Origin of the sequence: Pseudomonas thivervalensis, from assembly GCF_001269655.1 — a bacterium.
Taxonomy (GTDB): domain Bacteria; phylum Pseudomonadota; class Gammaproteobacteria; order Pseudomonadales; family Pseudomonadaceae; genus Aquipseudomonas; species Aquipseudomonas thivervalensis.
The window spans coordinates 394,945-420,127 of the sequence record NZ_LHVE01000009.1 but is presented as its reverse complement, the minus strand read 5'-3'; the positions used below and the strand labels follow the sequence as shown (position 1 = coordinate 420,127).

Here is a 25,183-nt window from a genome sequence, read left to right as displayed (position 1 = left end):
CCACCTTGACCTGTATCAAGCGCTTTGAAACCACACCGCCAGCGCTTACCAGGTAACGTAGAACATGGCCTTGGCCAGCAGCACGATCGCAACCAGGTGCAGGAACACGCTGGCATGGATGATGTGCACGTAGCGGGCGTTCATGCGCCCGCTGCGGAACAGCCACATGGCCCAGAGGAAATGCCCCAGCACACTGCCCGCCAACAGGATCTTCAACCCCAGCAGCACACCGAAGGACGACTGCAACGGCGACGACAACGCCGGCCAGTAACGCAGCCAGACCATGCCGCCGCCTGCGCCGAACAACACCAGCAGCACCCACGGCATCAACTGCCGGGCACGCTGGCTGACGCCTTGCTCCAGCAACACCATGACCTTGGCGGGCAGCTGCTTGCGAATGCTTTCAAGGAACAGGACTTCGAAAAACACCGTGCCGATGAACACCAGCGCGGCAAACAGGTGCAAGGTCAGAAACAGCGGATAACTCATGGAGGTCCTCGGCGCCCTTTTCAGCGGGGCGATGGTTTATTCGAGGTTATCCCGCGGTCCCGGAAGTGGGGTTGATGCCAATCAAGGAAACCGTATTGCCTACCCCTGTGGGAGCGAGCCTGCTCGCGATAGCGGTGTGTCAGTCAACGTCAAAGCATTTGATCTGACGCTATCGCGAGCAGGCTCGCTCCCACAGGGGGCGTCATTCGGGCTTGAAGCGTCAACGGAACGTTGCCCCTGCGCAACCTCGACACAACCGCTGATCAGTTACTTCGGCTTTTTGACACTTTCCCCGATATGCGGTCACAACTTTTGCGCTCCGCTGGGTCATAACACCGAGGTCGTCGATGGAATATTGGCGTCTACCGAGGTTTAAGCCTGATACGGAGATAAGCTCATGATTTTCAACGTACAAAATTTTGGCGCCAAAGGAGATGGCATCACCGACGACACGGCAGCCATTCAGAGTGCGATTGATGCGGCTGCCGCTGCGGGCGGAGGCCAGGTGTACATGCCGACCGGCACCTACATCGTTTCGGGGGGCGAGGAACCGTCCGATGGCTGCCTGATGCTCAAGAGCAACGTCTACCTGTACGGCGACGGCATGGGCGATACCACGGTCAAGCTGGCCGATGGCTCCGACACCAAGATCACCGGCATCATCCGCTCGGCCTACGGCGAGGAAACCCACGATTTCGGCGTGAGCAACCTCACCATCGACGGCAACCGCGACAGCACCACCGGTAAGGTCGACGGCTGGTTCAACGGCTACATTCCCGGCGAAGAAGGCTACGATTCCAACGTCACCCTCGACAGCGTCGAGATCAAGGATTGCTCCGGGTACGGTTTCGACCCCCACGAGCAGACCGTCAACATGGTCATCAAGAACAGCGTGTCCCACGGCAATGGCCTGGACGGCTTCGTCGCCGACTTCCTCAGCGACAGCACCTTCGAAAACAACATCGCCTACAACAACGACCGCCACGGTTTCAACATCGTCACCAGCACCCACGATTTCACCATGACCAATAACGTCGCCTACGACAACGGCGGCAATGGCATCGTGATCCAGCGCGGCAGCGAGGACATTCCCTCGCCCAGCAACATCACCATCACCGGCGGCGAGGTGTACGGCAACGGCGCCGAAGGCGTGCTGGTCAAGCTCTCCAGCGAGGTCACCGTCACCGGCGTCGACATCCATGACAACACCAGCGCCGGGATCCGCATCTACGGCAGCAACCACGTCGACATCATCGACAACACCCTCAACAACAACGCCCTGGGCAGTGCCGTACCGGAAATCATCATCCAGTCCTACGACGACACCCTGGGCGTGTCCGGCAAGTACTTCAACGGCAGCGACAATCTCATCCAGGGCAACGTCATCAGCGGCAGCGACCTGTCGACCTACGGTGTTGCCGAGCGCAATGAAGACGGCACCGACCGCAACGCCATCATCGCCAACACCATCAGCCACACGAGCAAGGGCGCCACGCTGGTGTATGGCGACGGCAGCTACGTCAGCGCGACGGTGCCGATGACCACCGTGCAAGGTACGGCGGGTAACGACATCCTTACGGGCACCAGCGCCAGCGAGATTTTCTACGGCGCGGCAGGCAACGACACCATCAACGCCGGGGCTGGAAGCGACATACTGGTAGGCGGCGCCGGCGTCGACAAACTCACCGGCGGCACCGGCGCCGATACGTTCCGGTTCGTCGCGCAGTCGGACAGTTACCGCAACGCGACCACCAGTTTCGATGACACCATCACCGACTTCGACGTCACCCAGGACAAGATCGACCTCGCCGGCCTCGGTTTCACCGGCCTGGGCAATGGTCGCGGCGGCACCTTGCAAGTCAGCTACAGCGCCAGCAACAACCGCACCTACATCAAGGACTTCGACGCCGATGCCAGCGGCAATCGCTTCGAGCTGATCCTCTCGGGCAACCTCGCCAGTACCCTGACCGCCAGCAACTTCATCTTCAATCGCGTGATCACCGGCACCAGCGGCAGCGACTCGCTGCTGGGGAGCGATGCGGCCGACACCCTGCTCGGCCTGGCGGGCAACGACAGCCTCAGTGGCGGCGCCGGCGACGACAAGCTCGACGGTGGTGCCGGGATGGACACCCTCACCGGCGGCACCGGCGCGGACACTTTTGTGTTCGCCAACCGGCTAGACAGCTACCGCAACTACAACACCGGCGGTGCCAACCTGGGTGACCTGATCACCGACTTCAACATCAGCGCCGACAAGATCGACCTCTCGGCCATGGGCTTCACCGGCCTGGGCGATGGCAAGAACAACACCGTGTACCTGGTGCTCAACAGCGCCGGCACCAAGACCTACATCAAATCCCTGGAGACCGACGCCAACGGCAACCGCTTCGAAGTGGCGCTGGACGGTAATTACCTCAACACCCTGACCAGCGCCAATTTCGTCTTCGCCACATCGTCGCCGACCAACCAGGCGCCCGTGCTGGCCACGCCTTTGCTGGACCAGAACGCCAGCGAAAACACCCCGTTCAGCTACGTGGTGCCGGCCACCAGCTTCACCGATCCGGATAACGACAGCCTGAGCTATACCGCCAAGCTCGCCAATGGCAGCGCCCTGCCCGCCTGGCTGACCTTCGATGCCGCCACTCGCACCTTCAACGGCACGCCCCCCGATACGGCATCGGGCACCTACTCGATCCAGGTCACGGCGACCGACGGCAGCAACGCGACCGTCAGCGACAGCTTTACCCTCGCCGTGCAGGACGTTCCAGCCGCCATTGTGATCAACGGCACACCGAACAACGACACGCTGACCGGCACCGCGGCCAATGAACAATTGTTCGGTGGCGCGGGCAACGACACCCTCAATGGCGGTGCCGGCAACGATATCCTGGTCGGCGGCACCGGGGTCGACAAACTCACCGGCGGCACGGGTGCCGATGTGTTCCGCTACACCTCGAAACTCGACAGCTACCGCACCAGTTCCACCAGCGCCAGTGACCAGATCCTCGACTTCGACGTGGCCGCCGACAAGATCGATGTCTCGGCCCTTGGCTATACCGGCCTGGGCAACGGACTCAACGGCACCCTTCAGGTCACTTACAGTTCGTCGACCAACCGCACCTACCTCAAGGACCTGACGGTGGATGCCAACGGCAACCGGTTCGAGATCTCCATGGCGGGCAACTTCGTCAGCAGCCTGACGGCCAATCACTTCGTCTTTGCCGACCAGACCAACCCCACCAACGTGGCGCCAGTGGTAGCCACTCCACTCCTGGACCAGAACGCCAGTGAAAGCACGCCGTTCAAATACACGGTGGCAAGCAACAGCTTCACCGACGCCAACCAGGATGTGCTGACCTACACCGCAACCCTCGCCAACGGCAACGCCCTGCCCGCCTGGCTGAGCTTCAATGCCACCAGCCTGACCTTCAGCGGTACGCCCACCAGCACCGCGGCGGGCAACTACGACGTATTGGTCAAGGCCACCGACCCATCAGGTGCCTCGGTCAGCGACAACTTCACCCTGGTGGTGGCCGATGCGCCCGCCAACACCATCACTGGCACCGCCAATGCCGAGACGCTCAACGGCACGACGGGCGCCGACCTGATCCTCGGCCTCGGCGGCAACGACACGATCAAGGCCGGCACCGGCGCGGATATCGTCGACGGCGGCGCTGGACGCGACTCTTTGTATGGCGGCGATGGCGCCGACACGTTCCGCTACAGCAACCTCGCCGACAGCTACCGCGACTACGACACCGGCGGTGTCACGGCCACCGACACGGTTTATGACTTTACCGTCGGCGTCGACAAAATCGACGTCTCGGGACTGGGCTTTCTCGGTCTCGGCGATGGCAGCAACGGCACGCTGTACATGACCCTGAACACGGCTGGCGACAAGACCTACATCAAGTCCGCCGAAGCCGACGCCGATGGCAATCGCTTCGAGATCGCCCTTAACGGCAACTACCTCAACACCCTCACCGCCAACGATTTCGTCTTCGCCGAGCGCGCCCAGCAGGACATCCTCTACCTGCCCACCCTCGGCCAATCCAATGCGCGCCTGCTGCGCATGTCCGAGGACGATGATCAATCGGGCACCTCGATGCTGGTCAACGACCTCAACCGTTACACCACCTATGACGTGCGCAGCCAGTTCAACGATGCCGACGGCAACGGGATCGACATTGCCGTGGGTGGCAGCACGGTCAACGGACTGTCCACACTCGGTGCCGAGGAACTCAAGCTGTGCTGGTGGCTGACCGACACCAACCAACCCGGGCAGGCGCTGTTGCGAGCGGTGACATTGCTGCGCGATCAGCGCACCGAACTGCAGTCGATCGATAACGTCACCATGGGCATCATCTGGGGCCAGGGCGAGGAAGCCGCCCAGGAGATCGCCCGCGCCACGGACAAGGCAGCGGCTGCGGCGGCGTACAAGGCCGCGACCTTGAAGGTGTTCGATTACCTGCACGCCCAGTTCGGCAATTTCAGCGTTTACCTGATGGAAACCGGTCATTACTCGGAGGACGCGGCTCGGGCCCGGGGTTATTCGGAAGAGAAAATCGCCGCCATCGTCGAGGGCGTCGGTTATGTCCGCGCCGCCCAGGAAGCCATGGCCGCCGAACGCGCCGACGTCAAGCTGGCGGTGGACTACACCGACCTGCCCCTGCGCTACGAAGTCGATCCACTGGTGTATCCCGATGACGTCTGGCACCTGCACGAGGAGTCGGCGGAAATCGTCGGCCAACGCCTGGCGGATTACATAGCCGATGACCTGGGTTTCCAGGGCAACCCCGACGACAACAACAGCGTGCAGGACATATTCGACAAGGGCCAGAACCAAGGCGGGATGATCTCCGGCACCGACCAGGACGACACCCTGGTGGGCAGCGCGGGCAACGACACCCTGGATGGCGACTTGGGTGCCGACACCCTGACCGGCGGTGATGGCAACGACATCTACGTGGTCGACAACGCCTTCGACAGCGCAGTGGAAACCAACACCTCGACCGCGCAGATCGATACGGTGCAGGCCTCGGTCAGTTGGACGCTGGGGGCCAATCTGGAAAACCTGGTGCTCACCGGCGTATCGGAGATCGACGGCACCGGCAACGAGCGGCGCAACTTCATCACCGGCAATACCGCCAACAACGTGCTCAACGGCGCCGCCGGGGCCGACAGCCTGAGCGGAGGCGATGGCAACGACACGTACTTCGTCGACAATGCCGACGACAGCGTAATCGAGACCAGCACCAACGCGGTGACAGGTGGAGTCGACAGTGTGCACAGCAGCCTGGCGGCCTACACCTTGGGCAGTAACGTCGAGAACTTGTATGTCGATAGCACCGGCGCGGCCAATGGCACGGGCAACGCCCTGGACAATACGCTGTTCGCCGGTGCCGGCAACAATGTCCTGGATGGACGCGATGGCATCGATACGGCGAGCTTTGAACGCGCGCTGTCCGGCGTGACCGTCAACCTCTCGACGTCTGCCCAGCAGAACACCGTGGGTTCCGGGCTCGACACCTTGAAATTCATCGAGAACCTGGAAGGAAGCGCCTACGCCGACACGCTGTCGGGGAACAGCGCGACGAACGTCCTCGACGGGGGCGCCGGTAACGATACGTTGGTGGGCGGTTCGGGCGATGACCGCTTGATCGGTGGTGCGGGTACCGACAACCTCACCGGTGGCACTGGCGCGGATACCTATGCGTTTGGTGCGCTGTCGGACATGGGTGTCGGGGCTTTGCGTGATGTGATCAGCGGGTTCAAGAGTGCGGAGTTCGACAAGCTGGACCTCACCGGCCTGGACGCCAACCCGTTGACCGCCACGGTCGATGCCTTCACCTTCATCGGCAGCAACGCCTTCGACCCCAGCAACGCCACCGGCCAGCTGCGCTTCGTCGATGGCGTCCTCTCCGGCAGTACCAACGCCGACGCCACCCCCGAGTTCGAATTCGAACTGGTGGGTGTCAAGGAGCTGCACGCCAGCGACTTCACCGCCTGACCCAAGCCCCCTCCGGGGGGCTTGCTATGCCAGAGAAACCCAAGACAACCACAAATCAAACTGTGGGAGCGAGCCTGCTCGCGATGACGCCAGCACATCCAACAGGGATGCTGACTGACACACCGCCATCGCGAGCAGGCTCGCTCCCACAGGGACATTGCTGTGCCAGAAAAACCCAGGTCAACCCCAGGGGCATGTTGGATCAGAAAAGTTGAGCAGTGGTCATGGACAGCTTTTGTGGCGAGGGAGCTTGCTCCCGCTCGGCTGCGCAGCAGTCGTGAACCGCTGGACTCGGTCTGCCTGAAACTACTCATTGCCTGGGTTTGGGGCTGCTTCGCAGCCCAGCGGGAGCAAGCTCCCTCGCCACAGGGATGAATGCAAACTTCAACCCTGGGTTTCTAGAACAAGCTTTGCACCTGCTCCAGCACCGCGCGGTTCATCTGGCCGGTGTGGGTGTGCAGGCTCACATAGCTTTGCAGCATGTCGAGCTTGGTGTTGAGCAGGTCCCGGCGGGCCTGGAACAGCCGCTGCTGTGCATCAAGAATATCTACCGTGGAACGCACACCGCCCTGGAAGCCCTTTTCCGTCGAGGCCAATGCGCGCTGATTGGACTCCACCGCCCGCTGCATGGCCTTGCTCTTGGTAAACCCGGCGACGACGCCCAGGTAATCGGCCTCGATGTCTTCGGCCAGTTGCTGGCGTTGCACGTCGTAGTCGGACTGAGCGCCGGCCAGTTGCGCTTCGGCCTTGGCCACCGACGCTCGCACGGCCCCGCCGCGATACAGCGGAATGTCCAGTTGCACGCCCACGTAATAGGTGTCCTGGCGCGGGTCGAGTTCCTGGTATTGACGGGTTTCCCGGCGGGTCAGCTGAGTGGTCAGCGACAAAGTCGGATAATGCCCGGCGCGCTGGCTGTCGGCCTGGGCCTCGGCGACTTTCACTGCCGCCAGCCGGGCGGCCAGCTCGGGGCTGGCCTGGCGGGCAATCGCGGTCCAGTACGGCAAATCCTGCTCCGGCGGGATCGGACTTCCAGCGGCCAGCTCCTCGCGCATTGGCAGGATGTCATCGATGGGCACGCTGGCTCGCCCGGACAAGGCCCGTAATGCCGCCACGCGACGGGCCTGGGCTTCGGCCTCCTGGGCTTGCACCAGGTCGAGCCGCGCCTGGGCTTCGTCGATGTCAGTGATCGCGCCCTGGCCACCTTCATAGAGCTTTTTGCTCTGGATGACCAAGCCTTGGATAGCCGCCTTTTGTTGCTGGATCAGCTTGATCTCGTTCTCGGCCCGGGCGACGTCGAAATACCCCTTCGCCACCCGGTCATACAAGGTCTGGCCAGCCACGTCGAACACCTGGGTGCCCAGTTGCCCCCGCGCCTTGCCTTCCTGGTACGCCGCCCAGCGGGCCTTGTCGTAGAGCGGCTGTTGCGCCGCCAGGGTGACATTGTTCGCCTGGTAGTCGTTGCTGTTGACGTAAGTGCTGTCGTCGCCGCCGTCGGTACGCCCGCCGTAGCCGTAGCGCGAACTCAGCGACACTTGCGGGTAGAGGCCGCCACGACCGATGTCCTCCTCATGCCGTGAAGCCTCAAAGGCGTGGGCCGCCGATTGCACGGTCGGATCGTTGAGGCGCGAGGCATCGTAGGCGGCGGTGAGGCTCAGGCCACCCTCGGCGGCCCACAGCGGATTGATCACCGCCCAACCGGTATACAGGCCCAGTAACACACGCCAACGGTAGCGGCAACGGTCGACCATGCTCATTCCTCTTTGAAGGCTGCCAGCAAGCGTTCACGCAACGGTTTCATCAGGTAATTCATCAAGGTGCGTTCGCCCGTCACCACCGTGACATCGGCGAGCATGCCGGGGCGCACCAGCAGGCCGGCGCTCTGCAACGCGGCCACGGTGTCGGCGGGAATCTCGACCTTGGCGGAGAAGTACGGTTGGTGCGTCTGCTCATTGATCAACTGGTCCGCCGACACCGTCGTCACCGTGCCGGTGACCGTCGGCGTATCCACCCGTTGCAGCGCGGTAAAATGCACATGCACCGGCAGGCCCGGGCGCAGTTTGTTGGCCATCAGCGGCTCGAACCGGGCAGTGATCGCCATCGGCGCATCCAGCGGCACCACCTGCATCAGGGTCTGGCCGGCCTGTGCAACGCCGCCGACCGTGTGAATGCTCACATCCATCACCTGCCCGGCCACCGGCGCCCGGATCGCACCGTTGTCGACCTCAAACTGCAAGGCCCGAATCTGATCGGCATAACCGGCCGCCTCGGCCGAGACCTCGCTGAGCTGCGTCTCGGCATCGCGGCGAAATTCCTGCTGCGCCTGCAAGGCCTTGAGCCGGCTTTCGTTGATCGCCTGGCGGGTCCTGCCGACATCGCCCACGCCAGAGGCGATCTGCCCCGCCAACTGGGCCGCGTTGCGCTCGGCCTCGAACAGTTTGTTGCGCGGAACGTAGCCTTCCCGGGCCAGGTCACGCAGGCCCTCAAGCTCCTGCTGCTGAAAGCGCATCTGCGCGTCGTAGTTGCGCTTGACTCCTTCATACCCCAGCAACTGCTGCTGCAACGCCGCGGCTTCGTGCTCGATGATTTGCAAGCGACTGCCCAGCTCCGCGCGGCGGGTGATGAACAATTGGCTCTGCAAGGCCATGGCCGCCTTGACCCGTGGCTCGTCGGCGTGCGCCAGCAGTTCGGCGGGCCATTGGATCTCGGCACTGCCCAGGCGCTCGGCAATCAAGCGCGCCTCGATGCTGCGATCGTTGAGCAACTTGCCCAGGGTCACGTCCAGTTGCGACTGCGCCTGCACCGTGTTGAGCTGCACGAGCAATTGCCCCTGGGTGACCCGGTCGCCATCGCTGACCAGCAGCTTTTCCACCACCCCACCGACCAACGACTGCACCGCCTTGCGCTCCCCCGCCACCACCACGGTGCCGCTGCCCACCACCCCTTGGTCGAGTGGCGCCAGGCAGGCCCAGAGCAGGAAACCGCCCAGCGTCAGGACCAGGAATCCCACGCCATAACGGGCCGCGCTCCCGGCGTCGGTCCGAGCACTGGGGAGTGTCGTGGTGCCGCGCACACTCAGCCCCTGCTCACTGTAGGTCTGTGCCTCAGGGATCAGATCACGCATCGCCGCCAGCCTCCCGGACCGCGGCCGGTCTCGGCCCCGGCATCAATGCCTTGAGCACCCGGTCTCGAGGCCCGAACGCTTGTTGAGTCCCGTCCTTGAGCACCAGGATGTGATCGACCACTGCCAGCACACTGGGCCGATGAGTGATCAACACCACGGTGCTGCCGGTCGCCTTGAGCACATTGATGGCCTGGACCAGCGCCAGCTCGCCGGCGTCATCGAGATTGGAGTTGGGCTCATCGAGCACGATCAGCGACGGTCGGCCGTAGAGCGCGCGCGCCAGGCCGAGGCGTTGTTTTTGCCCACCGGACAAGCCAAGCCCGCCAGGGCCCAGCGGCGTGTCGTAGCCCTTGGGAAACCGCAGGATCATTTCGTGGATGCCGGCATGCCGTCCGGCGGCGATGATCTGGTCCGCGTCCTGCTCGCCGAAACGGGCAATGTTGTCGGCAACCGTGCCGTCGAACAACTCGATGTCCTGGGGCAGGTACCCCAGGTATGGGCCCAGGGCGTCATGGGACCACTGGCTGATCTCGGCATCGTCCAGGCGCACCGACCCGCCCATGGCCGGCCAGACCCCGACCAGGGCACGGGCCAGCGTCGATTTGCCACTGGCACTGGGCCCGACCACGGCCAGTACGTCGCCCTTGGCGAGACTGAAATTGATCCCCCGCAAGATCGGTTGCGAAGCACCCGGCGGGCCGACATACAACTGCTCCAGCCTCACCGCCCCGGTCGGTGGCGGCAACGGCATGCGCAGGCGCTCGCGCGGGTGTTGGGCCAGCAATTGGCCCAGGCGCTGGTAGCTCTGGCGCCCGGAATTGAATTGCTTCCACGAGCCGATGGCGATTTCCACCGGCGCGAGGGCCCGTCCCAGCAACAGCGACATCGCAATCATCATGCCCGCCGACAGTTGGCCCTCCAGCACCAGCAAAGCCCCCAGGCCCAACGCCAGGGACTGCCCGGAAATCCGCACGAAACGCGTTGCCGAGGTGATGCGCGCGCCGCGGTCGCTGGCATGGGCCTGGGCAGCAATGATGCGTTGCTGCAACAGGCTCCAGCGCTGGCGCAACGGCCCGAGCATGCCCAGCGCCTGGATGACCTCAGCGTTGTGCAGCGTGCTATTGACGTAGATCGACGATTGCACGCCCAGGCGATTGGCTTCACCCAGGCGTGTACGTGTCGCCAGTTCGCCCCACAGCGCCAAGCCGATCAGCACCAGGGCGAGCACCAGCGTCAGCACGCCGAACCAGGGATGAAAGATGAACGCCACCAGCAGGAAGATCGGCAGCCAGGGTGCGTCGAGCAAAGCGATCAGGCCCTGCCCGGTGATCAACTGGCGCAGCGTCGCCAGGTCGGTGAGCACCTGCGCCGGGTTGGCGTTGTGCTCGCGCAGGCTGCGGGCGAAGGCGGCGTCGAAAACCCGCTCGCCCAGGGCATCGTCCAGCCCCGCGCTCATGCGAATCATCACCTCGCCGCGCACCCACTCGATCAGGGCACTGAACATGAACAGTCCCAGGGCCATCAAGGTGAGCATGAACAAGGTGGTTTCGTTGCGGCTGGTCAGGACCCGGTCGTAGACCTGCATCATGTACAGCGACGGCACCAGCACCAGCAGATTGATCACGCCACTGAACAGCGCCAGAGCCCAGAACACCCGGCGGTAGCTCAATAAGGCAGCATCGATGTCATGACGCGGATCGAGTAGAAACCCCATGGAAAATAGCCTGCAAGAGAAATTGTCGGTCTAGGACGCAATCCGTCGCGAGGCTCTTTTTCCCGAGGAGGCTCGAGAAAAACTATTCAGCCGATGTGCCGATACCAGGGACGATCCTCATCCCTACAGGCGCCAATTACTGACAACGCGGCCGCGGGTTAGTGCCGCTTCGCAAGGCTGGGTTTGCAAGTGGGTGACAGGCGGAAGAGCCGCGCTTCAAGACGGAGGTTTTTGCGCCTTGAATGGGCTTGAAAAGCGGTTTTGTTGACGCCAGTAACGTGGCGTCAACTGGGGAAAATGAGGGGGTTAGCCGAGCGAGGCGACGCTCTCAGGCTGGGGCGAATGCCGCGATGTCGCCAGGCCGATAAAGGAAATGATCAGCGCCAGGCCCAGGGTGGTACTGACCTCGCTGCGATGCTCGGGCGTGATCATCATGACCGCCAGCGCCGCCGAGATGAACACGATGACCAACCAGGTCAGCCAGGGGAACAGCCACATGCGAAAAGGCAGCTCGATATTCTGCCGTTGCAACATCCGGCGCATGCGCAGTTGCGAGATGGCGATCACCAGGTACACCAGCAAGGCGATGGCGCCGGAGCTGGCGAGCAGGAACTGGAACAGGCCGGCGGGCATGAAGTAGCTGAACAAGGTGACACCCGCGCCCAGCACGGTACTGGCAATCACTGCGGACCTTGGAACGCCGGCCGAGGACGTCACCTTCACCGCCTTTGGCGCATCGCCGCGGCGGCCCAGGGAGTACAGCATCCGCGAGGCGATGTAGATCGAGGAGTTCATGCAACTGGCCACGGCGATCAGCACCACCACATCCACCAGGAATTTGGCGTGGGGAATGTTCATCAGTTCCAGGGCCCGCTGGTAGGAACCGACTGAAGCCAGGAGCGGATCGTTCCAGGGCACCACGGAAATGACCACGAAGATCGACAGCAGGTAGAACACACCGATACGCCAGATCACCGAACGGGTGGCCTTGGCAATGTTCTGCGCGGGGTTATCGGATTCGGCGGCCGCGATCGTCACCGCCTCCGTACCGATGAAGCTGAACATGATGGTGATGAACGCGCCCACCACCGCCGACAGGCCGTTGGGGGCGAACCCGCCATGCTCCTCCATCAACCGACTCAGGCCGCTGGCTTCGCGCTCGGGTATCCAGCCCATCAGCACCGCGAACCCCAGGGAGATGAAGCCAATGATCGCCACGACCTTGGCCATGGCGAACCAGAATTCGAACTCGCCGTACTTCGACACGCTGAACAGGTTCGTGACGGCCAGCAGAACGATCGACACCGAGGCGAACAGCCAGGCATCGACGGCGGGAAACCATTGGTTGAGGACATGACCGGCGGCCAACGCTTCGATGGGAATCACCAGTACCCAGAACCACCAGTAGAGCCAACCGATGGTGAAGCCTGCCCAGCGCCCGATGGCCTGATCGGCATAGGTAGAAAAGGAGCCAGTGTCCGGATTGGCGACGGCCATCTCGCCCAGCATGCGCATGACCAGGACCACCAACAGCCCGGAAAACAGATAGGCCAGCATGACGGCCGGGCCAGCGGCGGCAATGGCATGGCCCGATCCCACGAACAGACCCGCACCGATGATTCCGGCAATGGACAGCATGGTGACGTGACGAGGCTTGAAGCCCTGTGCCAGATGGCCGTTCGAATCCTTGAAGCTGGGGCTGGTCATTTTTTTATTCTCTTGTGATCGAACATTGAGACGCGCGCAGGGACCGTCGGTGTCGCTGGTTTTCCCGCCCCTCCTGGAAGCGGCACCGCTTGGTTGTGTAGATCCACCTTGAGCGAACGTGCGCACTTGCGGTGAAAAGTCGCGCCACGTTACCTGCCTTCCCTCTCGAGTTAGTTACCTGAACGCGCCATCTCTATGCCTGATTTCGCCATGTGGGGCATGGCGTTTTGCCTCTTGCCAGGTGTCTGGACCGTGGCGTTCAGCCAGGTCCTTGTGGGGCAACATCGAAATAAACCCTTTAAAAACTTTACTGGGTTAAGTATTTTTGCAGACCTATACCCGGCCTGTTGCCAACCAACAATCCTGTGGGAGCGAGCTTGCTCGCGATGGCGGTGTTTCAATCGACTTCAATGCAACTGATCCACCGCTATCGCGAGCAAGCTCGCTCCCACAGGGTTGCTGCGCCAAGGCACTTAACCTCTTCTTCCAACAAGGACCTCCCGTGAGCGGACTGCGTGAACGTCAAAAAGCCGAACGCCGGCAAGCCATCAGCAAGGCGGCAGTCGAACTGTTCGAGCGCCAGGGTTTCCAGAACACCACCATCGAACAAATCGCCAGCCAGGCCGGCGTATCGGCGCCCACGGTGTTCAAGTACTTCGGCAACAAACAGGAGATCATCCTGGAAATCCTCCACGACGCCGACCAGCGCGCGCTCACGGACACCCGCAGCCAGATGCCTGCAATCGAAGACCCGGTCGAAGCGCTGTGTTATCTGGAGCGGCTGTTGACCGGCTACGCACTGGAGGTCATGCACCCGAGCCTGTGGCGCGAGTTGCTGCCGCTGATCCTGTTTGGTGGCGACAACGGGCTGCCGGAAGGGTATCGCGCCATGAACGATGCGCTCAGGGCGGAAATCAGTGGGCTGATCAGGGAATTGCAACAGGCCGGCAAACTGCGCGCCGACTTGGACGTCGACCTCGCCGCATTCCTGTTGAACGACTATTCGCACTTGCAGTTGTTCAGGCTGGTCAACCAGGAACAACCGGACATCGAGGCACACTCCACCCAGGTCCGGCGGATCACCGAGTTGCTCTTCCTGGGCATGCGCGCCTGAGCGAACTACCCACCGAGACGGACCCGGCGCCGCAACGCCGGGTCACGCCGATCAGCGATTCGTCTTGATGCTGATCCAGGTGCGGGTGCGGATCCGCTCCGCAGCGGCCGGCACCGGTTCCAGTGCGAACAGGGTCTTGCGCGCCTCGTCCGGCACATACATCGCGGGGTTGTTGCGGATTTCGGCATTGACCAGTGCCGTGGCTTCCTTGTTCGGGTTGGGGTAACCAATCTTGTTGCTGATCCGCGCAATGACATCCGGACGCAAGATGTAGTTGATGAAGGCGTAGGCTTCCTTGGCATGAGGGGCGTTGGTGGGCACCATCATGACGTCCGACCACATCGGCGCCCCTTCCTTGGGCAGCGCCATCTCCACCTTGACTCCCTTCCCTGCGTCTTCGGCCAGTCGCTTGGCCAGGGCCACCCCACCGGACCAACCTACCCCGACACAGATCTCACCGTTGGCCAGGTCCATGCCATAGCGGGATGAATTGAAGTAGGTGATATACGGCCGAACCTTGAGCATGGCCGCCTGCGCCTTTGCGTAGTCCTCACGTTTCTGGCTGTTGGGGTCCAGCCCTTCGTAATGCAAGGCAATGGGCACGATCTCGTTGGCGGCGTCCAGCAGACCGACACCACAACTGGCCAGCTTGGCCATGTTCTCTTCCTTGAACAGGATGTCCCAGGTGTTCATTTGCACATCGGCGCCCAGCACCTGGCGCACCTTGTCGACGTTGTAGCCGATCAGGGTGGTGCCCCATAGGTACGGCGCGGCATAGCGGTTGCCCGGATCGCCCACCGCTTCCAGAGACTTCATGAACTCGGGGTCCAAATGCTCCCAGTTCGGCAACTGGCTGCGGTCCAGGGGTTGGACGGCGCCGGCGGCAATCAGGTGACTGACGTTGGAACTGCTCGGGTAAACCACGTCGTACCCGGAATTGCCGGTCAGCAGCTTGGACTCCAACGTCTCGACGCTGTCGAAGACGTCATAGATGGGGCGGATGCCGGTTTCCTCCTCGAAACTCTTGAGGATTTCCGGCGGCAGGTACTCGATCCAGTTGTAGATTCGCACCGTCCGTTCTTCGGCCAGGCTCGCGCCACTGACCAGCATCGAAACGACAGCGCCCAGCAAGGTGTTGCGCAAAAACAGGCTCATGATCAAACACTCCAGCGCGGCCGCGAAGGCTCGCAGCACTTAATAGCGGTAGGTGAAAAAGAGTTCCAGCGCGCTGAATTTCCGGTCGTCGCCGAAGACTTGTTTGGCCGCCGCCATGGGCTTGACCCAGTTATAGGACAGCGAGGTGGACAGCGATTTCGAAGGCGCCCAATCCAGGAAGACTACACTCTCGTCGGCAAACCGTTTGTCGCTGACGGCAGTGCCCATGTAGTTTTTTTCGTCCAGCCAGAACTGGTAGTGGATCGCACCGAGGGTGAGGGTTTCGTTGAGGTGAGTCTTGAGTGAGAATTGCTGGACGTTTTCGTTGCTGTTGAACATCAGGTAGTTGCCGACGACATCGCCAATCAGCCAGGTGCTCCAGTCGACGAAGCCTTTGGTCAACGGATCCCAGGCTTTCTGTTGGTTGTCCGTAAGGTTGTCGTCGCCGGAAAAGCTCGCGTAGCGGTAGCCGATCACCGGGGTCAGCGGCAGCGTACCGAAGGTGTAATCGGCCTGGCCGTACCAGGCCTTGGCGTCGTAGTCCACGCTCTCGCCGCTGCCGCGCTCCACGGCATATTCGGCATTGAGGGTCAGGTCCGGAATACCCGGGAGCTTGGCGTTCAAGGCCCTGAGGTTGTACACCAGCATGCCATCGCGACGACGCGGCAACGTGCTGCCCTTGGGCCCCATGGCCTTGACCTTCAGCGCGGTGGCGCCCAGCGTCACCTGGTCGTCGAGGTTGTAGTCCAGGTTCACACCGCTCATGCGAAAATCGCCCAGGTCGCTGTCGGTTCCCAGGCTGAAGCCCTGGACCTTCAACGCGCCATGGTCCCAGGCGAGCACCGCCGAATCCTTGAAGGCAGTGCGTGGGGCGAGCCAATAGGCACCGTCGTTGAACTGGTCGAGGTTGCCATCCATCACGATGAAACCGTTGCCGATCATGTAGTTCTGGCGACCGCCCGTGACCGTCCACTCCCCGGCCCGGAATCCGCCATAGAACTCTTCGGTGGACACCTTGCCATCGGAGCTGCGGGTAAAACCACCGGCATCGCCATCACCGAAGGTGGTCGCCCCCACCAGGGAGCCGCCGGCCAGCAGGCTGAAATCCGGCTGCACCGCGTATTCCAACTTGACGCCCGGCTTGACGTAGAACTCCTGCCAGTCGATTTTCGTGCCGCCATTCTTGCCGCTGCGCAGGTCCACCACGCCGCCGCCAAAGTTGACGTTGCGGGTGGACACGGCTGCGCCACCGACCGTTAAGTTGACCTCGCCCTTGAGATTGCCCTCCTCGAAGGTATAGCCCGCCCAGGCAACCTGGGCGGTCAAGGGTAATCCGAGGACGAGGCACGTTCGGGACAAACGCATCATGGAAACCATATGGAGCTCCTGTTGATTATTGTTGTTACAGGGCAGTGAATGGCGGCGCAAACCCGCGCCAACACCTGGCCGGGCCAGGTGAGCGGAACGAAATTGTTGTGTTTATCGGGTGAAGTCAGGGCGTCAGTTGCGCCGCGATGGCCCGCAGCATGCGCACGCTGTCGCCGTCGAACGGGCTGACGGCTTCGGCCAGGGAAGACTGCTTGACGATCACCACGCCGGAAGGCTTGTCGATGAACAGGTATTGGCCATGGATGCCACCGGCCATGAGCGCCTGGCTGTGGTCGTTGAAGACATACCACTGGCTGCGGTAGGACGCGCCTGGGGTCCAGCTCGAAAAGTCGGCACTGGCGGCATAGATCGCCGGATCGGCACCGGCGGCGATGCCGGCGAGGGCCTCGGCCGAGAGCAGTTGGCGCCCGTCCTGGCGACCCTCGTTGGCCAACAGGCGGCCGAAGCGCGCCATGTCACGCAAGGTCGCACTGAACCCGGCACCGGCCACGCTGCGACCCCAGGGATCCGCCAGGAAGTAGCCGTCACGCTCACAGCCCAACTGGCTCCAGACCTCCTGCAGCAACTGGTGACAGGCCTTGCCGGACGCCCGTTCCATGACCCAGGCCAACGCCTCGGTGGTGGCCGTCACGTAATGGAAAAAGCCGCCGTGATTGCCGCGTTTGCGCAGTGACGGCAAGTACTGGTACAGGGATTCGAACGTCGTGTACTGCGCCGGCGCCGGCTGGAAACCGCAGGCGTAACCGTATTGGGAACTCTCCGAATCCGGATCCTCATAAACCTCGCTGTAATCGACGGCCACGGCCATGTCGAACAGCTGGCGCACGGTCGCATCGCCGAACGCGCTGGCGGTCAGTTCCGGTACGTAATGGGCGACCCTCAGCGTCGGGTCCAGCAAGCCTTCGCAGACCAACTGTTCACCCAGGGCACCGATCAGTGACTTGGTCACCGAAAACATGACGTGCCGATCCTGGGGGCGCTGGCCATTGAAGTAACGCTCAAACAGTACGGTGTCACCCTTGAGGACCAGGAAAGCATCGGTCTGGCTGGCGATCAGGTGGTCGATCACACTGATGCTCAAGCCACACTCGCTGTCGAAGTGCAGCGTATCCAGCGGCTGGAGCGCCTGCTTGAACACACTGACCGGCCCGGTGCCGGCCTGCACGTCGATGGAGGGGCGCAAGCGCGCCAGGTTGCGAAAGCCCCATTGGTTGAACGGCGGGCTCATCCAGTTGTGCCAGGTGACACGGCGGTGAGGTTCGGCGGGAAAGCCTTGCATGAGCGAAGGCGCCAAGCGTGCGTCAGAGGGCGATTCGTGAGTCTCGACGTAAAGACTGGCCAGTGAAGGCACGGTGTTCTGATTCATTGGGTTGCCCCTGCGAAATGACTCTGCGTGAAAGCAGATGCAGGAGAATAATTACCCGATGTAATTTTTTAGTCAATAAAACTTTTTACCGACACTTCTATACAGTGTTGAGGCCATGGACGCTCATCGACTCTGCCCAGTGCCCAACGCTTCGGCCATCCGGACCAGGTCCGCAAACGACTTGGCGCACATTTTTTTCATGGCGTGGGCGCGATGGATCTTCACGGTGATTTCGCTCAGGTTCATCTGCCCGGCGATCTGCTTGTTCATCAGCCCCGTGACCGCAAACCCCATGACCTCTTTTTCACGGACGGTGAGCGTCTGGTAGCGGGCATGCAGATCGGAAAACTGTTGCTCGACCTGCCGCCGCCGGACATCCACCTGAAGCGCGGCGGACACCGCATCCAGCAGGTTCTGTTCACGGAAAGGTTTCGCCAGGAAATCCACGGCACCGGCTTTCATCGCCTTGACCGACATCTCGATGTCGCCGTGGCCGGTGATGAAAATAATCGGGATATTCGAATTCGACTCCGCCAACTGCGCCTGGAAGTCGAGGCCACTGGCGCCTTGCAGGCGGACATCGAGGACCAGGCAACTGGGGCACTCAGGCTTCGGCTGCCGAAGAAAATCCGCCGTGGAGGCGAACGTCTCGACGCGGATCCCGACAGAGCGCAGCAGGTTACTCAACGCATCGCGCATGGAGGCATCGTCATCCACCACGAACACAATGGACCCTTTGAAACCCGGCTCATTGGATGAAGAATTACCGTTCATTCACGACCCTTCCGACGAGTAAAACGAAAAAAAGTGTAGCACAGCGACCTTGCGCGACCGGCCCTGTGCCCAAGGCAGAAACTAGGCAATCAGATGCGGCTCCAGCATCGACATAAAAGCGAAAAGATAACGGGGACGCTGGAAGTAGGCATCGACTTGGGCGCTGTAGTGTTTTCCGCTGATGCACCAGTTGCAAAAGTGCTCGCAGTTGTTGGACAGGATCCGGTATTGGTTCTCCCCGAGCCGTGAACGCGCCCGCCTGACGACTTCATCGTTGGAGTATTCATACGGTTCCTGTGCTATCCAGACCGGTTTGCCGTGGGCGAAATGTTCAAGGTCAATCACTTCGATGGGGCCGGATCTGAGCGAACCGCTGAACCCGGAGTAGTGAGCGACTTTCAGGCCGCCCAGGTAGATTCCGTGATGCAGATAGAACCCGCGCGGACTGACCAGGTGTGCACCGATCGGCAATGTATTCCCAGACTGCTCGACATGCACCCACTTCAAGGTTATGTCAGACAGGCCGCGGTTGCGGGCCGCTGTGCATGCCTGCCCGTCCAGCATCGGCGTACCCAGGCGATAGAAAGCACTCGTGGTGACAAGCGCCATGAAAATCAGCGCTATCGAACGAAGCGCAGAAAGTCCATCCATTGCCCGGTGGGTTAAATCGATCATGGCTCACACTCCGCAACCCTTGAAGCCAATCTATCGCCCGGGTTGAGGCGTTGCATTTGTACGTGGGAGTGGAGCCGGTGATCTATTGATATGCAGCCTTTAAACCTAAGTATGAATCAAACGCTGTCGAGCCCTCAGGCATGCGTTTCCCCGTGGACGACGGGCAACGTGAATTGAACGCTAGCGCCGCGAGGCTGGCTGGCGCAGGCCTTCAAGCAACCGCCATGGGACTCGATGATCGAACGACAGATCGATAACCCCAGCCCCAGTCCGGTGGGTTTGGTGGTGTAGAACGACGTGAACACCTGATCGACGTTTTCCGAGGCGAACCCCGGCCCCGAATCGCTCACACTCACCAGCACCCAATCGGCCCCGTCTAACGTTGCGCAGATCCGCAACTGCCGTTCGCCCTCGTTGACGCAACTCATCGCCTCGAGCGCATTCATGATCAGATTGAGCAGTACCTGTTGCAGCTCGACCCGGTCGCCCTGGATGAGCGGCAAACCGTCGGCCAGTTGCGTCTGGATCGAGACGCCACACTTGATGATCTGGCCACGGGTGAACTCGATCATTTCGCCGATCGCGACGTTGATGTCCATCGGGCCTTTTTGCGGCGGTGCCTTGCGGATATGCCCACGGATCCGGCCCAGCACGTCCGCCGCCCGACTGGCATCGAAGATAAGGCGCCCCAGTACCTGGCGGACTTCCTCGATCTCGGGTGGCTGGGTGTTCAGCCAACGCAGAGCGGCATCGGCATTGAGGATCGTCGCGGCAATCGGCTGGTTGACTTCATGGGCGATCGAAGCCACCAGTTGGCCCATGGTCGCGACTCGGTTGGCGTGCGCCAGTTCGGTTTGCACCTCGCGATAACGTCGCTCGCTTTCGCGGATTTTTTCTTCGGCCTGCCGGCGTTCGCTCAGGTCCAGCACGAAGGCGACCCCTTCCCTGCTGTTGGCCTCGAACAGCGCCAAGCCGACGATGACCGGCAGGCGGCTGCCATCCTTGCGAAAATATTCCTTTTCATAGGGCCGGGCGTGCCCGGTGAGCAGCGCCTGGGCCAAGGAGCGTTCGCTCAGTTCGCGGAACTCCGGCACCGTCAGGTCCCGCCAGCCCAGGCGGCCCAAGGCCAGGTCTTCGCGCTCGTAGCCGACCATGCGCAAAAAGGCGTCGTTGGCTTCGATAATGTCGCCCTCGGCATTCCAAAACAGGATCCCAATGATATTGGCGTCGACCAGCCGCCGGATCCTCGCTTCACGCTCGGCGACTTCGCGATACAAACGGGCATTTTCCAACGAGATGGCCGCACGGGATGCCAACAGTTTCAACACGGCGATCCGGGTCGGGTTGAATACATGGGCGGCCAAATTGTTTTCCAGGTAGAGCGCGCCGACGAGCTTGGCCTGGTTCAGCAACGGCACGCAGAGAATCGAGCGGGCGCGCTGCTGACGGATGTAGGGGTCTGCGGCGAACGGCGCCGCGATCTGGGCATCGTCAAGAAAAACGCTCTCCCCGGTGCGCAGGACGTGGTAGAGAATCGACTCCGGCAACAGTGCCGCACTGACCGGGGCATTGTGGATCTGCGTTGCGTGGTTGCCGGTGGTCACCTGCGCCGCGACACGGTGCTCGCCGTCGCTGGACAGAATCAATAACCCACGTTCGGCGCCGGCCTGTTCGATCGCCGTACACATGACCATGTCGATCAGCTTGTCCAGCACGATTTCTCCCGACACCGCCTCGGAGACCTTGAGTACGGTGGCAAGATCCAGGTGCTCGACCGGCGTGGTCATCGTCGTCGTTGGTCCGGGCACCGGCGCTTCGGTCCTCAGCGATGGATAGGTGTGCTCCAGCTGGCGCACTTTGCCCTCAGCGCCCCAACGCTGGTAGGCGTAACGAGCATCCTGGAGATAGACGCGGGCGATCTTGCCGAAACCACGGGCCGCGTAGAAGCGCGCCGCAAGCTCATTGGCCAACGCCTCGATATGCACAAAACCGCTGTCCTGTGCGGCCTGGATGGCTTGTTCGTAGAGCGACTCGGCATCGATTACGCGCCCTTCGACCCGGGCCAGTTCGGCACCGACCAACGCGGTGCGGCTGGCGAAGTTTTCCGGACACTGCTGCGCCCATGTCTGGAGCCGGCGGTGATCGACCGCCATCGCCACCCAGTGAGGTTCGCGCTCGTCCACCGGTACACCGTCGCACCAGGCGGCCCGCGCCAGGGCGCCGTAGAAATGATATTCGGCTTCCTCAAAGAATGCCTGGCAGACCCAGAGCAGACTTTGGGCCTTTGCCGCGGCCGCCATCGCCGCTTCAGGATCATCGGCCAGGTAGCGGGCCTGTAGTTTGCGGACCCAGTACAAACATTCAGCCAGTACCAGATCCGGGTTGCTGGACAAGTGGGTTTCGATGGCCGGTTCGTTCAACTGGCCGTCGTCCAGGCAGCCGAACGTCAGCGTCACCCCCCGAAGCATCCGGATCAGCGCCAACTGGGCGACGATAAAATCCGTCACCAGCCCGAAGTGCACCCTCCTGGCGTAGGCCAGGCCCCGTTCGGCTTCGTCTTGTACATCGGCCAACGGCTCGCCAGCGAACAGCAGATCGGCGGTGAGGTTATTGCCGGCGTAGGCCCCATATGGCAAGTCACCGATCCGGTTCGCCGCCGCAAACGAACGACGCAACAAGTCCCGGCATTGCCCCACGGGTTTCATCCAACGCACGGCAAAGCACGAAAAGCACAGATAAGTGCTGGCCTCGAATCGCCGCAGGTCGCGCTTTTCAATGAGATCGCAACCGAGCTGGCCGAAGCGGAATCCCAACTGGTAGTCACCGAACCGCCGGCCGGCGACCCGGAACAGATTGGCGTACAGCACGCAGGACGCATCGCAGTTGCCCTGCTCCAGGCTCAAGGTGACCGCCTTGCAGATCAACAGGTCCGCCAGGTTCGCTTCGCTCTGCAAGGCCGGCGCAAAGAGCTTGCCCAGTGCGTTGAGCGTCGCCAGCGAGGTGGCGTCCTCCATCAGCGGCAGATCGATAAGGCCCTCGATGGTCCGCTCGCCCAGCAGTTCCCCGATGCGCTCGTACTCGTGGCGCACATCGTCGTCGCTCGGATGGGCCGACCATTCGATCCCCACATGACGCAGATAGTCGAGACAGACTGCCACCGCACCATCGCTGCGATCCAGGAGCAGGTAGACATCCATCAACAGGCACGCCACGTTGGCCCGCTCGATCACCGTCACGGCGCGGTCGGCCAGGGCCTTGAGGCGTTCGTCTGCGGCACCAAGTTGCCCGGTCAGGAACTCGCATTCGGCCCGGTTCAATTCCAACGCGAAAATCAGGTCATGACACGATATCCAGCAGTCTTCATCCAGCAACTGCGCGCCGGTGGCCAGGTAGTTGAGTGCTGAAGCATAGGCCGTCGAGGCCTTGGCCCGTTGACCGGCCATCAGGTTGAATTCAGCCAACTGCTCCCGTTCAGCCCGGTCGCTGAGCAATGCCGCGCCACGATTGAGCTGGCCGGCAATTTCAAAGATCGCCTCTTCAAGCGCCTGGGCGTCCGTTTGCGCCGCGAGCAGCCGTCCGATGCGCAGGTGCGTCTCGGCACGCGCAGCCTGGGGAATCAGCGAGTAGGCGGCCTCATGAATGCGGTCGTGAACGAATCCATAGGCATCGTCCAGCCGCTCGACCAACTCCTGGCGGACCGCCTGCCACAGGACCGCCCGGACCTGCGCCGCGGGGATGTCCAAAACGGTGGCAAGTGCCTTGAGACCAGCCACGTTGCCCAGGCACGCCAGTTGCTGCAACGCCTGCTGCGTGTCGGCCGGCAAGCGGACCAGTTTGCCAACCATCAGGTCGACGACGTTGTCGGTGTAGCCCTTGCCGTGAATGCGCTCCGGATCCCACCACCACTGCCGCGCCTCGTGGTCGAAGGTCAGCAAACGCTCGTCAGCGAGCGCCTGCAGGAACTGGATGACGAAGAACGGATTGCCCGCCGTCTTGTCCAGCACCAGCTGTGCCAGCGGCTCGACGCGATCAAGCGCGTCATGCAGGGCTTCGGCGATCAACTGTTCGATGTGCCCCTTGGCGAGAGGCGCCAGGGTGATCTCGCTGATGGTGCCCCCCGCGCTCCGAATGGCCTTGAGCTTACCCGTCAACGGGTGCGCGGCGTCCACTTCGTTGCTGCGGTAGGCCCCCACCAGCATCAAGTGCCGCACGTCGGCGCTGATCAACAGATCCTCCAGCAGGTCGAGCGTAGCCGCATCCAGCCACTGCAGGTCGTCGAGAAACAGGGCGAGCGGATGGTCCGCGCGCGCGAACACACCGATGAAGCGCCTGAACACCAACAGGAATCGGCGTTGTTCCTGTTGAGGGTCAAGGGCCAGCACCGCCGGCGGCTCGCCGATGATGAGCTTGAGTTCGGGAATCAGATCGGTCATGAGCCGAGCGTTGACGTCCAGCGCCTCCAACAACGCCTCCCGCCAACTCGCCAGCTCCGTGTCGCTCTTGCCCAGCAATGTGCGCACCAGGCTCTGGAAAGCCTGCACCAGGGTCGAATAAGGAATGTCGCGTCGGTATTGATCGAACTTGCCACTGGCGAAGAGCCCCCGCGGCGGAACCAGGACCTTGTGCAACTCATTGACCACCGAGGACTTGCCGATACCGGAGTAGCCGGTCACCAGCACCAGCTCCGGCGCGCTGGTTTCAACCACCCGACCGAACGCTGTGACCAGCGTCTCGACTTCACGCTCACGGCCGTAGAGCTTCTCGGGAATCAGCAACCGATCGGATGCGCCCTGCTCACCCAGGGCAAAGACATCGATGTGCCGCGATTGTGTCCAGTGCGCGAGGCAACGGCGTAGATCATGTTCGACGCTCGCAGCCGTCTGGTAGCGCTCCTCGGCGGTCTTGGCGAGCAGCTTCATGACCATCCGGGACAGCATTTCGGGAATGGTTTCGACCCGCACACTGGGGGACGAAGGCATTTTAGCGATATGGCAGTGGACCCACTCGATCGGGTCGGACGCGGTGAACGGCAGCGAGCCGGTCAACATCTGGTACAGCGTGACGCCAAAGGAATAGAGGTCACTGCGCGAATCGATCGAGCGATTCATCCGGCCGGTCTGCTCGGGGGCCATGTAGGCGAGCGTGCCAGCCAGGGTCTCGGGGGCCTGGCGCTCCCGCGGCAGCCGCGAGGCCAGGCCGAACCCGGTGAGCCGGGCCTGGCCATCGGTGCAGTTCACCAGAATGTGGCTGGGTTTGATGTCCTTGTGGACGATGCCGCGCTGGTGGAGCTTGCCCAGCGCCACGGCGATGCTCACGGCAAGGCGCAGGAATGTCACGGTTTCCATCGGTGCGATCAGCAACTGCACCAGCGGCGCGCCACCGGGGTCTTCAAGCACCAGTTGCACCTGGGCACCTTCGCGCACCAAAGCGAGCGGCCGCACCGCCCAGGCGCCATCGAGTTCATCCTTCAGGCCAAACTCGTGGGCGAGCCGGTCAAGGCAGCCGGGGCGAGGCTGCTCGGTGGCGGGCCGGGCCACCAGGACCGGGCTATCGCTGTCCACACCCGAGCGGAGCTCCCGACAGAAGATACGCTCACCATCGTCCCATAATATTTGCATGCTGTTATCCATCGGCTATCCACCGGCACATGAACACTCGTTTGTCTGTTC

General features: G+C 62.2%; 13 protein-coding genes. 2 read left to right on the top strand and 11 right to left on the bottom strand.

From position 1 onward, the window contains the following. Window positions 1-45: 45 nt before the first annotated feature. Complete coding sequence (locus AD659_RS14005; protein ID WP_053122152.1) at window positions 46-489, bottom strand: CopD family copper resistance protein; 444 nt, start codon at window positions 487-489, stop codon at window positions 46-48. 397 nt (window positions 490-886) lie between these two features. Here AD659_RS14005 and AD659_RS14000 point away from each other — a divergent pair, with 397 nt between their 5' ends. Next, a complete protein-coding gene (locus tag AD659_RS14000) occupies window positions 887-6,499 on the top strand; it encodes a putative Ig domain-containing protein (protein WP_053122150.1) in 5,613 nt (1,870 codons plus the stop codon). 398 nt (window positions 6,500-6,897) lie between these two features. On the opposite strand, the gene AD659_RS13995 is transcribed toward AD659_RS14000, so the two are convergent. From AD659_RS13995 to gabP, 4 genes are all read right to left on the bottom strand, one after another. Beyond that, window positions 6,898-8,247 carry a TolC family outer membrane protein gene (locus tag AD659_RS13995; protein WP_053122148.1) on the bottom strand — a complete coding sequence of 450 codons (1,350 nt, stop codon included), beginning with the start codon at window positions 8,245-8,247 and terminating at the stop codon, window positions 6,898-6,900. A 2-nt stretch (window positions 8,248-8,249) separates the two neighbouring features. Further along, entirely contained in the window at window positions 8,250-9,620 is a 1,371-nt protein-coding gene (locus AD659_RS13990; RefSeq protein WP_053122146.1) for an HlyD family type I secretion periplasmic adaptor subunit, read from the bottom strand. After that, window positions 9,613-11,334, bottom strand: coding sequence for a type I secretion system permease/ATPase (locus AD659_RS13985; RefSeq protein WP_053122144.1), 1,722 nt, complete (start codon window positions 11,332-11,334; stop codon window positions 9,613-9,615). Before AD659_RS13985 ends, AD659_RS13990 begins: the two co-directional genes overlap by 8 nt. Window positions 11,335-11,640: 306 nt before the next feature. Beyond that, window positions 11,641-13,041, bottom strand: a complete 1,401-nt coding sequence (gabP, locus tag AD659_RS13980) for a GABA permease (protein WP_053122142.1) — start codon at window positions 13,039-13,041, stop codon at window positions 11,641-11,643. A gap of 502 nt (window positions 13,042-13,543) precedes the next feature. Here gabP and AD659_RS13975 point away from each other — a divergent pair. Beyond that, complete coding sequence (locus tag AD659_RS13975; protein WP_053122140.1) at window positions 13,544-14,155, top strand: TetR/AcrR family transcriptional regulator; 612 nt, start codon at window positions 13,544-13,546, stop codon at window positions 14,153-14,155. 51 nt (window positions 14,156-14,206) lie between these two features. Here the strand turns inward: AD659_RS13975 and AD659_RS13970 are convergent, their stop codons facing one another. The 6 genes from AD659_RS13970 to AD659_RS13945 form a co-directional block, all read right to left on the bottom strand. After that, window positions 14,207-15,310: a polyamine ABC transporter substrate-binding protein gene (locus AD659_RS13970; RefSeq protein ID WP_053122519.1), complete on the bottom strand. Its 1,104-nt coding sequence runs from the start codon at window positions 15,308-15,310 to the stop codon at window positions 14,207-14,209. Between the two features lie 39 nt (window positions 15,311-15,349). Next, on the bottom strand, window positions 15,350-16,687 hold the full coding sequence (locus tag AD659_RS13965; RefSeq protein ID WP_053122138.1) for an alginate export family protein: 1,338 nt from the start codon (window positions 16,685-16,687) through the stop codon (window positions 15,350-15,352). A gap of 115 nt (window positions 16,688-16,802) precedes the next feature. Then, window positions 16,803-18,065: a serine hydrolase domain-containing protein gene (locus AD659_RS13960; protein WP_053122136.1), complete on the bottom strand. Its 1,263-nt coding sequence runs from the start codon at window positions 18,063-18,065 to the stop codon at window positions 16,803-16,805. Between the two features lie 123 nt (window positions 18,066-18,188). After that, entirely contained in the window at window positions 18,189-18,839 is a 651-nt protein-coding gene (locus AD659_RS13955) for a response regulator transcription factor (protein ID WP_053122135.1), read from the bottom strand. Between the two features lie 81 nt (window positions 18,840-18,920). Then, on the bottom strand, window positions 18,921-19,514 hold the full coding sequence (locus AD659_RS13950; protein WP_053122134.1) for a lecithin retinol acyltransferase family protein: 594 nt from the start codon (window positions 19,512-19,514) through the stop codon (window positions 18,921-18,923). Window positions 19,515-19,648: 134 nt separating this feature from the next. Further along, window positions 19,649-25,132 (bottom strand): trifunctional serine/threonine-protein kinase/ATP-binding protein/sensor histidine kinase, encoded by a 5,484-nt coding sequence (locus tag AD659_RS13945; protein ID WP_053122517.1) that lies wholly within the window; start codon window positions 25,130-25,132, stop codon window positions 19,649-19,651. Window positions 25,133-25,183: the final 51 nt, after the last annotated feature.